This is a genomic window from Anaeromyxobacter sp. Fw109-5 (assembly GCF_000017505.1).
GTDB lineage: Bacteria > Myxococcota > Myxococcia > Myxococcales > Anaeromyxobacteraceae > Anaeromyxobacter.
In genome coordinates this window covers 4940295-4952523 of record NC_009675.1, presented here as the reverse complement: position 1 = coordinate 4952523, position 12229 = coordinate 4940295, and the positions used below count along the sequence as shown (strand labels likewise).

Annotated in this window: 12 protein-coding genes and 1 tRNA gene; 6 read left to right on the top strand and 7 right to left on the bottom strand. The window is 70.1% G+C overall.

From position 1 onward, the window contains the following. Positions 1 to 13 precede the first annotated feature (13 nt). Together ANAE109_RS21680 and ANAE109_RS21675 are read left to right on the top strand one after the other, a co-directional pair. On the top strand, positions 14 to 2824 hold the full coding sequence (locus ANAE109_RS21680) for a DNA methyltransferase (RefSeq protein ID WP_158305925.1): 2811 nt from the start codon (positions 14 to 16) through the stop codon (positions 2822 to 2824). Between the two features lie 492 nt (positions 2825 to 3316). After that, on the top strand, positions 3317 to 3850 hold the full coding sequence (locus tag ANAE109_RS21675) for a hypothetical protein (RefSeq protein WP_143828040.1): 534 nt from the start codon (positions 3317 to 3319) through the stop codon (positions 3848 to 3850). Here ANAE109_RS21675 and ANAE109_RS23810 read toward each other — a convergent pair. After that, entirely contained in the window at positions 3831 to 4565 is a 735-nt protein-coding gene (locus ANAE109_RS23810) for a hypothetical protein (RefSeq protein WP_012099042.1), read from the bottom strand. The two genes, ANAE109_RS21675 and ANAE109_RS23810, sit on opposite strands and share 20 nt — an antisense overlap. Before the next feature lie 140 nt (positions 4566 to 4705). On the opposite strand from ANAE109_RS23810, the gene ANAE109_RS21665 reads away from it, so the two are divergent. From ANAE109_RS21665 to ANAE109_RS26240, 3 genes are read left to right on the top strand one after another with little or no spacing between them, the layout of a single operon-like run. After that, entirely contained in the window at positions 4706 to 5026 is a 321-nt protein-coding gene (locus ANAE109_RS21665) for a hypothetical protein (protein WP_012099041.1), read from the top strand. A 5-nt stretch (positions 5027 to 5031) separates the two neighbouring features. Further along, complete coding sequence (locus ANAE109_RS21660; protein WP_041448610.1) at positions 5032 to 5244, top strand: helix-turn-helix domain-containing protein; 213 nt, start codon at positions 5032 to 5034, stop codon at positions 5242 to 5244. Between the two features lie 27 nt (positions 5245 to 5271). Further along, a complete protein-coding gene (locus tag ANAE109_RS26240; protein ID WP_012099040.1) occupies positions 5272 to 6663 on the top strand; it encodes a site-specific integrase in 1392 nt (463 codons plus the stop codon). Here the strand turns inward: ANAE109_RS26240 and ANAE109_RS21655 are convergent. Further along, positions 6614 to 6689, bottom strand: a tRNA-Gly gene (locus ANAE109_RS21655). The genes ANAE109_RS26240 and ANAE109_RS21655 overlap by 50 nt on opposite strands. A 125-nt stretch (positions 6690 to 6814) precedes the next feature. On the opposite strand from ANAE109_RS21655, the gene ANAE109_RS21650 reads away from it, so the two are divergent. Beyond that, positions 6815 to 7510: a molybdopterin-dependent oxidoreductase gene (locus tag ANAE109_RS21650; protein ID WP_012099039.1), complete on the top strand. Its 696-nt coding sequence runs from the start codon at positions 6815 to 6817 to the stop codon at positions 7508 to 7510. 5 nt (positions 7511 to 7515) lie between these two features. Here the strand turns inward: ANAE109_RS21650 and ANAE109_RS21645 are convergent, their stop codons facing one another. The 5 genes from ANAE109_RS21645 to prfA form a co-directional block, all read right to left on the bottom strand. After that, a complete protein-coding gene (locus ANAE109_RS21645; RefSeq protein WP_012099038.1) occupies positions 7516 to 7899 on the bottom strand; it encodes a zf-TFIIB domain-containing protein in 384 nt (127 codons plus the stop codon). A 118-nt stretch (positions 7900 to 8017) separates the two neighbouring features. Next, positions 8018 to 8680, bottom strand: a complete 663-nt coding sequence (gene hisG / locus ANAE109_RS21640; protein WP_012099037.1) for an ATP phosphoribosyltransferase — start codon at positions 8678 to 8680, stop codon at positions 8018 to 8020. Next, a complete protein-coding gene (gene murA / locus ANAE109_RS21635) occupies positions 8677 to 9945 on the bottom strand; it encodes a UDP-N-acetylglucosamine 1-carboxyvinyltransferase (RefSeq protein WP_012099036.1) in 1269 nt (422 codons plus the stop codon). Before murA ends, hisG begins: the two co-directional genes overlap by 4 nt. Before the next feature lie 98 nt (positions 9946 to 10043). Further along, a complete protein-coding gene (gene prmC / locus ANAE109_RS21630; RefSeq protein WP_012099035.1) occupies positions 10044 to 10901 on the bottom strand; it encodes a peptide chain release factor N(5)-glutamine methyltransferase in 858 nt (285 codons plus the stop codon). Positions 10902 to 11043: 142 nt separating this feature from the next. After that, positions 11044 to 12162 carry a peptide chain release factor 1 gene (gene prfA / locus ANAE109_RS21625; RefSeq protein ID WP_012099034.1) on the bottom strand — a complete coding sequence of 373 codons (1119 nt, stop codon included), beginning with the start codon at positions 12160 to 12162 and terminating at the stop codon, positions 11044 to 11046. Positions 12163 to 12229 lie beyond the last annotated feature (67 nt).

Sequence of the window (12229 nt, the reverse complement as noted above, 5' to 3'; positions counted from 1 at the left end):
GCACCTTCCCAGAATGCCCGCTCGCTCACGCCCAGCCAGGAACGCGGATTTCAACCTGTTCGTCGCCGAACCGGTGTACTCGCAGCCGCGGCTGCCACAGCTCTCGCGCCTCGAGGACCTGTCGAATCCCGCGGACGTGATGCAGGCGCTCGGCGCGATCGATTGGGCGTTCACGCACGACGAGACCGGCTACCTCGGCCACGATCTGCATCCGTATCCCGCGAAGTTCATTCCACAGATCCCGGCCAACCTCATTGCTGCGCTATCGCTTCCCGGTGAGCTCGTGTGGGACCCGTTTGGCGGGAGCGGGACGACAGCGCTAGAGGCGCTTCTGCTGGGACGTCAGGCACTCTCTACCGACGCAAACCCCTTGGCCGGCCACATCGCACGCGCGAAGTGTACCGCGCTTGGACCTGAGCAGCGCGACGTGCTGAGGGCGCTCGGGCAGCGCGTTGCCGCCCTCGCGCTCGACCGCGGCCTCGAAGGCTTCCTTGAGCGTGCATGGGGGGCAGCGAAGGGCTTTGTGCCGGACATCCCGAACTATGAACAGTGGTTCACCGCGCAGGCTACACGCGAACTCGCGTACGTGCGGCAGCTCGCGAGCGCGATCGCGGATGACGACGCTCGGCTGGTGTCTGAGGTCGCTCTGTCCTCGATCGTTGTAGCGGTGTCGAATCAGGATTCCGAAACGCGCTACACGCGGCGTGACAAAGGGCATCGCCCCGGAGACGTCCTGCGGTTGTTCGCGACCGCCCTTGAGCGGATTCTCGTAGAGCACGAGCCCCTCGAGCGACTTCTCGGCTACCGCCGCGCTCGCGTCGCGACTCTCGACCTAAGGCAACTTGACACGTCGCCGGACGCTCCTGAGCCGGAGTCGGTCGACCTCATCGTCACGTCGCCGCCTTACGCGAACGCCACGGACTATCACCTGTACCATCGGTTCAGGCTTTTCTGGCTCGGGTTCGACCCGCGCGTACTGGGATCAGCAGAGATTGGCTCGCATCTTCGCCATCAGCGTGAGAAGCGCGGGTTCGATCTGTACGCCGACGAAATGCTCGGATGTCTCGCCGGGATTGCGCGGCGTCTCCGGCCTGGCAGGTACTGTGCCATGGTAATCGGCGGAGCGGTCTTCGATGGCAAGGAAGTTGATTCGGCCGCCCGGCTCGGTGAGATCGGCACTCAAGTCGGACTGGAGTGGCTTGGAGCAGTCGAGCGGAAGATTCACGCAACTCGCCGCTCCTTCGTTCCGGCCGCCCGCCGGTTGGGCGCCGAGCATATCGTCATTTTCAGGAAGCCGCCGCGCAGCTTGAAGGTGACGTTCGAGTTGCCGAAGTACCGGTTGTGGCCGTACGAGCATGAGCTCAGGCTCCGGGAAGTTGAAAGGGTGGTCGGCGTCGCGCCCGTTTCGGCGGCCGAGGGCAAACTGACGGCGACGTTGGACTGCTACCGCGTTGACCGAGCTCGCCGCCTCGCCCTTACCTCTGAGCTCACGGTCGGGGCTGCGTGCACCGGTTGGCAGACGTGGCAGGCTCGCCTCGAGAACGGGGCAGCGGCGCGGCGAGACCCGAAGTACGTGACCCATGGGATTCACGACTACAAGGGAAAGTTCTACCCGCAGCTCGCGAAGACGCTCCTGAACCTCTCCGTCTCACAGCCGGGTTGCCGAATCCTCGATCCCTTCTGCGGCAGTGGGACGGTGCTCCTCGAGGCCCAGCTCAGCGGCCACCGCGCAGTCGGATTCGACCTAAATCCACTCGCAGTCCTCATCTCGCGCGCCAAAACTGCGGTCGCGACGGAGAACGCACTGCTGCTCGACCGCGCACTGCGGTCGTTCTTGGAGCAGCTCGGAGCGCCCGCGACGGACACGGACCTTGAGGTGTTTCCCGCCGCGACGCGCGAGGAGGTCCTGAGTTGGTTCCCGCGTCCGGTCGCGCGTCGTCTAGGCAAAGTTAGGAGGCAGGTCGAAGAGGTGCCGAACGAGACGGCGCAGCTTCTGCTGAAGGTGTTGCTCAGCAGTCTGATTCGAGAGGTGTCTCACCAGGAGCCGGCCGATCTGCGCGTGAGGCGCCGGAAGGAGCCGCTCGCCGATGCGCCAGTCGAGATGCTCCTGCGCGCCAGGGTGGTCCGCTTTCGCGATCGGTGTCGTCATTTCGGAGAACAGGCGGCAGCGGCCCCAAACCTGTTCCCGCCCGCACACGTCGTGTCGCGGGACTCAGGTACCGAGGGCGCGGACTTGCGGGTCGGCGCCGAGGCGTATGACGCCGTGGTGACGAGTCCCCCCTATGCGACGGCCCTTCCGTATATCGACACAGATCGGCTGAGCTTGCTGTCACTGCTCGATATTCCCAGCAACCTGCGCAGCTCGCTAGAGATGCAGCTAACGGGATCACGCGAGATTCGGCAGCGAGACCGAGCGGCACTCGAGGCGGCCATCGACGGCCTCGATGCGACGATCGGGTCCCGGACGGCATGTGCGATCGCAAAGAAGATCCACCGGCAGAATTCGGGCGCGGATGTCGGGTTCCGTCGAAAGAACATGGCGTCCTTGCTCATCCGGTACTTCACGTCGATGTGGCGGACTCTTTCGAACCTGGACCGTGCCGTGCGCCCGGGGGGAGCCATAGCGATTGTGATCGGTGACAACGTGACGCATACCGGCGCCGGTGAAGTCACAATCCAGAGCTCGAAGGCTATTCAAGAGATGGGAGATCGGCTCGGGTGGACTCTCGATGCGTGCGTGCCGATCACGGTGACGAAGGAGGCACGGTTGAACGCGCACCACGCGATCACAAGGAACGACATTCTGTTGTTCCGGCGGAGGTGATCGCGGGCTGACCACCCCATAGCCCGATGCGCTATCTTGAACCACGTGGTTCAAAATGGAGCAAACGGGTACAGCGCGGGCGTCGCCGAGCGCGGCCCGAAGGTCGTCGCGTTGGACCACGTGGTCCAAAATGCTTGGAAGGGGTGTTCCTGACCCCTGTGCCCCGGCGCCCACAGGATTGGGAGCGGGATTGGTAACAGGGTTGGGATCAGGATTGGCGTCGTAACTGCGCGAGATCGCGGCGCCCCGGCCCCGCCGCCCGGAGCGGCGTTCACCGCGGCGTGAGGCGCGCCATCAGCCCGACCCCCCGCTCCCAACCACAGGATCGGGGGGTCGGGCTGCTGGCGTCCTTGGATCTCAAGTGATGAAGCGCGGCGGGGCCGGGCAACTCTTGAACCACGTGGTTCAAAATGGAGCAAATGGGTGTAGGGATCAGGGGAAGGGTTGAGTTTGAGGGTGGAGGGGGTCGGGCAGATCGGCGAGGGGGACACCGTGAGGACGCTCGTCTACAAGCGAACGCACAACGGGGATCCGGATGCGGAGGGGCGCTTCGGCATCCATGACTGCATGGGCCAGGTGCGCGGGTACGGGTACGAAGCGGTCATCGGCGTGGGCGGGATCGGCGAGGAGCCGGAGGGGTGGGGCATCGCCGGGAAGGTGAACTGGATCGGCATCGGGCCGCACAAGGCGGAGGTCGGCAAGCGCGGGCCGCTCGTTACGTTCGATCACTTCCTCCAGTTCGGCGTCGACGCTCCGGGGTTCCTCGACCTCGCGCCCAAGCTGGCCGACAGGATGTACGCGAACAATGTCCGGCTCGTGATGAACGACGTCAGCAGGGAGGAGCAGAAGGAGATCGACGCGATGCTCGCGCTCGCGAAGGACGCACCACCGTCACGCGGGAACCAAGGCGAGGGCGTCGCCGCGCCGGGTGCTCCGCAAGCCGGGACGCGGGGGCCCGCGATCCGGAAGGGCGGGAGCTGCCGCCCGTCGCCGGCGGCGAAGCCGGTCAAGGGTTGTTCGAGCTGACGAGCTCGGGCGCGGCGCGTTCGAACCACGCCAGGAAGCGGGCGGGGTCGAGAAGCCGTGGGGGGACCGCGCTGCGCTGGAGGTAGCCGTCGCGGCACGAGAGCCCGCCCCACACCTCGAGGAGCTCCCGGGTGACGCGGTAGGCACGGTCGCGGAACTCGCCGACGGGCAGGCACCTCCGCAGCCTCCCGCTGGCACGCCGGTCGGCGCGCACGATGACGTCGCTGGCGCGCGGGTCCGCTCGGCGGGTGTGCGCGTTCTCTGGCCACCGAGCCTGAGGGACGGCGTCGAGGCGCGCCACGTCGCGGACGCGGTACAGGCCGATGAGCGCGTAGAGGAGCGTGTGCGCGCACGGGCTGACCGGCCGGAGGCCTGCGTAGAAGACGAGGAGATCGCCGGCTTCGAGGTCGGCGAGGCCGCGGCCCCTCCGCTCGGTGTCGCCGTACGTGAGCGCCTCGAAGTCGGGGTCGAGGTGCATGTCCGCCCGCGCAAGCTCGGCGGGGAGCTGGATGGCTCGGAGCGGTGCGTCGCGGTGACGGTCCGCGAAGCGCGCCAGCGCCGGACGGACCAGCTCGTACGGCGTCTCGAGCCGGGGGCGCTGCGGCGAGCCCTCCGGGATGGGCACGTAGACGAACTCGTTCGTGCCCGGGTCCACCGGCGCGTTCCAGCCGCCGAACGCCTGGTCGATGCCGACGCGGACGAGGTAGGCGCGCATCGACGAGCATCATCGCTCACCGGCGGACGCAGCGCCTCTCGCGCGTTGCGACGGATCACCGTTGGGGCGCTCCATTGAAACGCGACGAATCGCGCTGTATAGATAACGTACATACAACGCTAGTACAGAGGCCAACGAGCATGGCGAAGAAGCCGCCCGACGCAGCGCTCCCGTCCGCCGAGAAGCTGATGCAGACGTTCCGGATGTCCCGGGACCTCGTCATGTTCTTGAAGGGCGAGGCGACGAGACGCGGGAGCGACCTCACGGGCTACGTGACGCGCGTGCTCGAAGGGCTCCGCAACCACTTCGGCCTGCCGCCGCCGGCGGCGCGGTTGCTCGACCAGGACCGCGAGGCGCTCGGACTCGACCCGGCCGACTACCTCCTGCACCTGCTCTACGAGCGCAGCATCGCCGTCCGGGAGAAGGGGCCCGCGTTCGACGCGAAGCAGACGAAGAGGTGAGCGGCATGGACCACGGGCCGGATGGGATCGAGACGCTCTGGGACGCGCGCGACGTCGCGCGCTACCTCAAGGTCAGCCGCTCGTGGGTCTACCAGAAGGCGGAGGCCGGGCTGCTCCCGTATCTCAAGGTCGGTGGGCTCGTGCGGTTCGTTCCGGAGCGGGTACGGGCGTTCGCGCTCGGGTCCGGCGGCGGGCCGAAGGTGGATCACCGGCGCTGACGCGCCGGGCAGCAAGGCGGGTGCAGCATGGCGGCTCCGTACCTGAAGCGCGGCACGTGGTACCTGCGGTGGAAGGACGAGGCGGGGCGCTGGCGCGCGAAGGCCTGCGCCGCGCGCACCAAGACCGAGGCGCGGCAGCTCCAGGGGCAACTCGAGCGGCGCGCCGAGCGGGTCCGGCTCGGCGTCGAGGTCGGGCTCCCCGAGGACGGCGGCGGGCCCCTCGCCGAGCTGCTCCAGTGGTGGCTCGACACGTACTCGAAGCCGCTCGCCTCTCACGCGACGAACGAGAGCGCGATCCGCGTCCACTTCCTCGCGTCGGAGCTCGCATCGCTGCCGCTCACCGCGGTGACCGCGGGGCGCGTCGAGGCGTTCCTGCAGGCGAAGACGGGCGAGGTGTCGCCGCAGATGGTGAACCATCTCCGCGGGTACCTGAGCCGCGCGTTCAACGCGGCTCGGCGCGCGGGGCGGTACCCGGGGCCGAACCCCGTCCTCGACGTGCGCAAGCGGAAGGTGCCGAGGCGGAAGCCGGACTTCCTGCGCGTCCACGAGGTCCCGCTGCTGCTGCGGGCGCTCGACCCGTGCTGGCGTCCGTTGTTCGCGGCGGCGATCTACACGGGTCTGCGGAAGGGCGAGCTGCTCGCGCTCCGCAAGTCTGACGTGGACCTCGGGCGCCAGGTCTTGACGGTCGCGCGCTCGCACGATCGGGCGACGACGAAGGGCGGTCACCAGGATGGCATCCCGATCGCGACCGAGCTCGTGCCGTTCCTGGAGGTCGCCCTCACGGCGTCGCCGTCCGAGCTCGTGTTCCCGAAGCTGGACGGCTCGATGATGCGGCGGGACGTGAACCTGGAGCACACGCTCCGGCGCGCGCTCGGGCGCGCCGGCGTCGTCGAAGGCTACCGGCACGTCTGCCGGCGAAAGGGCTGCGGTCATGTCGAGGCCACGGCGGACCAGGACCTGCGCCGGTGCCCGGCCGATGGCCGGAAGCTCTGGGTGAAGCCGGTGGTCCGGCCGATCCGGTTCCACGACCTGCGCCACACGACCGGAAGCCTGCTCATCATGTCGGGCGCGGACCTCGCGGCGGTGCAGCGGATCCTCCGCCACAGCGACCCGAAGCTCACGACCGAGGTCTACGCGCACCTGGCACCAGAGTACCTGCGGGCGGAGGTCGACCGGCTCTCGTTCGGGGCGGCTGTGCTGGAGACGGTGCCGCCCTTCGACTCCGCGCCCGCTGCGCGGGCGCTACGCTCAGGGCGAACGGACTCCGAGGCCCGCGGGTTTGCTACCCGGTTGCTACCCGACCCCACCGCCGGAAAGAGAAAGGCCGGAACCCCGCGAGCGAAAGCTCAGGAAGTTCCGGCCTGGAGACTGGAGCGGGAAACCGGGTTCGAACCGGCGACCCTCAGCTTGGGAAGCTGATGCTCTACCAACTGAGCTATTCCCGCGTCGCGAACCAGTTTTTGCCGCGAAGGAGCCCGCGAGTCAAGGAGTTCGGCCGGGGGCGAGCCGAGCGGGTCGGGCCGGCTCGCGCGGGAGGCGGAGCGGGGCCGGAACGGCTAGAACGGCTCCCGTGAACGACGACATCCGACGCAGGATCGAGGAGGGCGTGGCCGAGCTGCGGGCGCGCTTCGGGGAGAGGATGCGCGCGACGCCCTCGCTCTCCGACGCGGCGCCGCAGGGGGACGGACCGCGCAACCGGCACGGCATGCCGAAGGAGCCGCCGGGCCAGAACGTCTTCGAGAAGGCGGAGTGGCCGGTGCTCGATCTCGGCGAGACGCCGGACATCGCGCCCGAGCGCTGGCGCCTCGTGGTGGACGGGGCTTGCGAGGCGCCGCTCACGCTCTCCTTCGCCGAGCTGATGGAGCTGCCGCAGGAGGCCGTCGAGGCGGACTTCCACTGCGTGACGGGCTGGTCCATCCTCGACCTCGCCTTCCGCGGCGTCCGGCTCGAGACCGTGCTCGCGCTCGCGCGGCCGCTCGCGGAGTCTACGCACCTCATGGCGCACGCGTCGGACGGCTACTCGACCAACCTGCCGCTCGAGGAGGCGCTCAAGCCCGACGTGCTCCTCGTCCACGCCGTCGAGGGCGCGCCGCTCGCGCGGGCGCACGGCGGCCCGGTGCGCGTGGTGACGCCGCAGCTCTACGCCTGGAAGGGCGCGAAGTGGGTCTCGCGCCTGGAGCTCATGACGCACGACCAGCGCGGCTACTGGGAGATCCGCGGCTACTCCAACACCGGGTACCCGTGGCGCGACGATCGGATGTGGTGAGCGGCCTACTTCTTCTTCGCGAAGCGCCTGAAGAAGCCGACGATCTGCTTCTCGGCGTCCCGCCAGCCGAGCTCCGGGGCGGGCTCGTCCTCTTCGCCCTCCACCCACACCCCGCCGCACGACTCGCAGGTGTCGTAGGCGACCGACTTCCGCTCACCGCCCTCGACCACCACGAGGTCGACGTTGCACGCCGGGCACATGCCGGCGATCTCGTCGGTGTTCACGTAACCGCCGAGCGCCGAGAGCGCGGGCAGGTTCGCGTGCAGCAGCATCTTGTTCAGGTCTGCGACGTCGACCACCCAGATGCCTCCGCATTCACCGCAACGCTGGAGGGCGCTGTCCTCTTGGGCGATCTCGGTCATCTCGACGCTGCACCGCGGGCAATCCATGACGGAAACGGGTCCTCCTCGGGACCGTGAGGCACGTGTTTCAGGGAAGGGGATCCAAGCGAAACGCCGGGTCTATCCAGGGACTTCCCGGGATACTAGGCAGAAGCCATCCGACGTTTCAACGGACTTTCGGCGTCGCGGTCTCGGCACAGACCCGCCGAAGGGCCTCGATCAGGCGGCGGAGCCGCTCCGCGTGCAGCTTCAGGGCGACCCGGTTGACCACCAGGCGAGCCGAGACGTCCAGGACGAGCTCCTCGATCACGAGCCCGTTGGCGCGGAGCGTCTCTCCCGTCTCGGTGATGTCCACGATGGCGTCGGCGAGCCCGAGCGAGGGCGCCACCTCGATGGAGCCGTGGAGCGGGATGATCTCGGCCGGGATGCCCTTCCGAGCGAAGTGGTGGGCGGCCAGCGAGAGGTACTTGGTCGCCACGCGCGGCGCCACCCCGCGGGGTAGGGGCTTCGCCTGCTTGTGGCGGGCGACGATCACCTGGCAGCGCCCGATCCCGAGGTCGAGCGGCTCGTAGAGGTCGCGCGGCTCCTCCCGGAGGATGTCGAGGCCGACGATCCCCACCGCGGCGGCGCCGTGCTCGACGTAGCTCGCCACGTCGGCGGCGCGGATCGAGATGAAGCGCAGGCCCGCCTCGGGGGCGTCGGCGGCGAGCTTGCGCGTGCCGTCGAGCAGCCGCTTCGGGGAGACGCCGAGGGCGCGCTCGAACAGCGCCGACGACTCCTCGAGCAGGCGGCCCTTCGGGACCGCGACCGTGATGATCTCGCCGTTCACGCCTTCTCCCGCCGGATGCGCGCGCCCAGGGGCGCGAGCTTCTCCTCGATCCGCTCGTAGCCGCGATCGAGATGGTACACGCGATGGACCTCCGTCGTCCCCTGCGCCGCGAGGCCCGCGAGGACGAGCGCCGCCGAGGCGCGCAGGTCCGAGGCCATCACCGGGGCGCCGGAGAGCTCGGGGACGCCCTTCACCACGGCGGTCTTCCCGTCGACGGCGATCTCGGCGCCGAGCCGCTGCAGCTCCTGCACGTGCATGAAGCGGTTCTCGAAGACGGTCTCCGTGATCTTCGACGAGCCGTCGGCGAGGCAGAGGAGCGCCATCATCTGCGCCTGCATGTCGGTCGGGAAGCCGGGGTGGGGCGCGGTGCGGACGTCCACCGGGCGCGGCCGGCCGTCGCCGACCACGCGCAGCCCGCCGTCCACCGGCAGCACCTCCGCGCCGGCGGCGCGCAGCTTCTCGACGAGCGCCTCGACGTGCTCCAGGACGCAGCCCTGGACCGTCACGTCGTTGCCGGGGAGCGCGCCCGCGGCGAGGAACGTGCCCGCCTCGATGCGGTCGGCGATGACCACGTGGTCGAGCGGCCGCAGCGTCTCCACGCCCTCGATCCGGATCTCGTCCGCGCCGGCGCCCGAGATGCGCGCCCCCATGCGCACGAGCGCCGCCGCCAGGTCCACGATCTCCGGCTCGCGCGCGCAGTTGCGCAGCAGCGTCTCGCCCTCGGCGAGGGCCGCCGCCATCATCACGTTCTCGGTGCCCGTCACCGTCTGCGCGTCGAAGGTGAAGGTGGCGCCACGGAGCCGCCCGCGCGGCGCCGTGGCCTCGACGTAGCCGTGCTCGAGCCTGATCTCCGCGCCGAGCGCCGAGAGGCCCTTGAGGTGCTGGTCGATCGGCCGCGCGCCGATGGCGCAGCCGCCGGGGAGCGAGACGCGCGCCTTGCCCCAGCGCGCGACGAGCGGGCCCAGCACCACCACCGAGGCGCGCATCGTCTTCACGAGCTCGTAGGGCGCCTCGGGCTGCACCGCGGCGGGGACCCTGATCCAGAGGGCGCCTTTCTCGCCGGCGTTGCGCTCCGCCTGGCAGCCCATGTGGACGAGCAGCCGCCCGAGGGTGCGGACGTCCGCGAGATCCGGGACGTTCCGCACGAGGTGGTCGCCCTCGGCGAGGAGGGCGCCGGCGATGATGGGGAGGGCCGCGTTCTTCGCGCCGGAGGTCGCGACGCTGCCCCGCAGCGGGACGCCTCCGTCGATGACGATCTTGTCCATTCCACTCCAGGCCCGCGGGCGCGTGCGCCGCGGGTGTTGCACCGCGCGTGACGGCGCGGGCCCGTCGCACGAGGATCGGGCGTCGAGGCGGGCGGATTCTACGCCGGGCGGGGTCCGCCCGCCATGTGGGCCACCACCAGACGGGGCAGCCCGGCGAGATCACGCCGCGCCTCCGCCCGCTCGAAGCCAGCTTGCAGGCAGAGCCTCGGCAGCTCGTCGAGGTGGCGCTCGTGCATCTCGAGCAGGAGCGCGCCCCCGGGGACGAGCCGCCCGGGCGCGCCGGAGACGATGCGGCGGAGGACGGCGAGCCCGTCGAACCCCCCGTCGAGCGCGATGCAGGGCTCGCGCCGCACCTCGGGCGCGAGGCCCGCGAGCTCTCCGGCCGGCACGTAGGGAGGATTCGAGGCGATCACCTCGAACCGCGCGTCGCCGTGGACGGCCGCCCACAGGTCGCCGTGGGCGAGCTCGACCACGGCCCCGAGGCGGGAGGCGTTCTCGCGCGCGACGGCGAGGGCGTCCTCCGAGGCGTCGGTCGCGAGGACGCGCGCGTCCGGCCGCTCGAGCGCGACCGTCACCCCGATCGCCCCCGAGCCGGTGCAGAGGTCGAGCAGGCGACCGCCGCGCGGCAGCTCCGCCAGCGCGGCCTCGACGAGCAGCTCCGTCTCGGGCCGGGGGACGAGCACGCGCGCGTCCACCGCGAAGTCCCGGCCGTAGAACTCGCGCTTGCCGACGAGGTACGCCGTGGGCTCGCCCTCGGCGCGGCGGCGGACGAGCTCGCGGTAGACGGCGAGCTCGGGATCGCCGAGCGGCTTGTCGAAGTCGAGGTACAGCCGGACGCGATCGCAGGAGAGGGCGCGGGCGAGGAGCACCTCGGCCGTGAGGCGCGGCGAGTCCACGCCCTTCTTCGCGAAGAACTCCTGCGTCCAGGCGAGCAGCTTGAGCGGCGTCCAGGTCATCGTCTGGCGGAGGCTGCGCCCCCACCCCTGCTCGCCGGGTCCCGTGCGCCACCGCGGGCCGCTTCGCGGCTGACGCGGTGGCGCCCCGGCGGGCTCGCTTCACTCGCCTGTACACGCGTCGTCATCGGTCTCGCCGCGCGACTCAGGCGCGGCGCTCCGCGGCGCCGTCGGCGGCGTTGCCGCGCGACGCCTCGCGGAGCGCCTGCGCGGCGTAGAAGGTCCGGCACGCGTCGATGACGTCCTGGACGTCGCCGTCCATCACCGCCGGAAGGTTGTGGCGCGTGTAGTTGATGCGGTGGTCGGTGAGCCGGTCCTGCGGGAAGTTGTAGGTCCGGATCTTCTCCGAGCGATCGCCGGTGCCGACCTGGCTCTTCCGCGCGGCGTCGCGCGCGCTGCGCTGCCGCTCGAGCTCGATCTCGTAGAGCTTGGCGCGCAGCATGCGCATCGCCATGTTGCGGTTCTTGAGCTGGCTCTTCTCCTGCTGGCACTTGACGATGATGCCGGTCGGCTTGTGCGTGAGGCGCACGGCGGAGTCGGTGGTGTTCACGCTCTGGCCGCCCGAGCCGGTGGAGCGGAACACGTCCATCTCGATGTCGGCGGGGCTCACCTGGATGTCGATGTCCTCGGCCTCCGGCATCACCGCCACCGTCACGGTGGACGTGTGGATGCGCCCCTGCGCCTCGGTGGCGGGCACGCGCTGCACGCGGTGGACGCCCGACTCGAACTTGAGCCAGGAGTAGACCGAGTCGCCGGCGATGTTGACGGTCACGTCCTTCACGCCGCCGAGGTTGCCGGCGGAGGTGTCCGCGACCTCCGTTCGCCACCCGCGCCGCTCCGCGTAGCGCAGGTACATGCGGAGCAGCTCCGCCGCGAACAGCCCCGCCTCGTCGCCGCCCGCGCCGGCGCGGATCTCGAGGATCACGTCCTTCTCGTCGGCGGGGTCCTTGGGCACGAGGTAGAGCTTCAGCTGCTCCTCGGCCGGATCGACCTGCGGGCGAAGCTGGGCGAGCTCCTCCTTCGCCATCTCGCGCAGATCGGGGTCCTTCTCCTCCAGCAGCGCCTCGTTGTCCCCGATGTCCGTCACGAGCTTCCGGTAGGCGCGCAGCGCCTCCACGGTGGGCTCGAGCGACGCGCGCTCCTTGGAAACCTTGCGGAACCGGTCGCCGTTCGAGGCGACGGACGGGTCCGAGAGGAGCGCGGTGAGCTCCTCGAACCGCTGCTCGATCGCCTCGAGCTTCTTCAGGACTTCCTGGGACAGCATGGGGGCACGTTCTTAACCGCTCCAGGGCGCACCCGGCAAGGCGCTCGGTCGACGCGGCGGGACGCCG

Bases quoted from the DNA above. Each gene is read 5' to 3' on its own strand.
- prmC (WP_012099035.1), bottom strand. From the start codon at position 10,901: ATGACCTGGACGCCGCTCAAGCTGCTCGCCTGGACGCAGGAGTTCTTC.
- ANAE109_RS21660 (WP_041448610.1), top strand. From the start codon at position 5,032: ATGGACCACGGGCCGGATGGGATCGAGACGCTCTGGGACGCGCGCGAC.
- murA (WP_012099036.1), bottom strand. From the start codon at position 9,945: ATGGACAAGATCGTCATCGACGGAGGCGTCCCGCTGCGGGGCAGCGTC.
- prfA (WP_012099034.1), bottom strand. From the start codon at position 12,162: ATGCTGTCCCAGGAAGTCCTGAAGAAGCTCGAGGCGATCGAGCAGCGG.
- ANAE109_RS21645 (WP_012099038.1), bottom strand. From the start codon at position 7,899: ATGGATTGCCCGCGGTGCAGCGTCGAGATGACCGAGATCGCCCAAGAG.
- ANAE109_RS23810 (WP_012099042.1), bottom strand. From the start codon at position 4,565: ATGCGCGCCTACCTCGTCCGCGTCGGCATCGACCAGGCGTTCGGCGGC.
- ANAE109_RS21680 (WP_158305925.1), top strand. From the start codon at position 14: ATGCCCGCTCGCTCACGCCCAGCCAGGAACGCGGATTTCAACCTGTTC.
- ANAE109_RS26240 (WP_012099040.1), top strand. From the start codon at position 5,272: ATGGCGGCTCCGTACCTGAAGCGCGGCACGTGGTACCTGCGGTGGAAG.
- ANAE109_RS21665 (WP_012099041.1), top strand. From the start codon at position 4,706: ATGGCGAAGAAGCCGCCCGACGCAGCGCTCCCGTCCGCCGAGAAGCTG.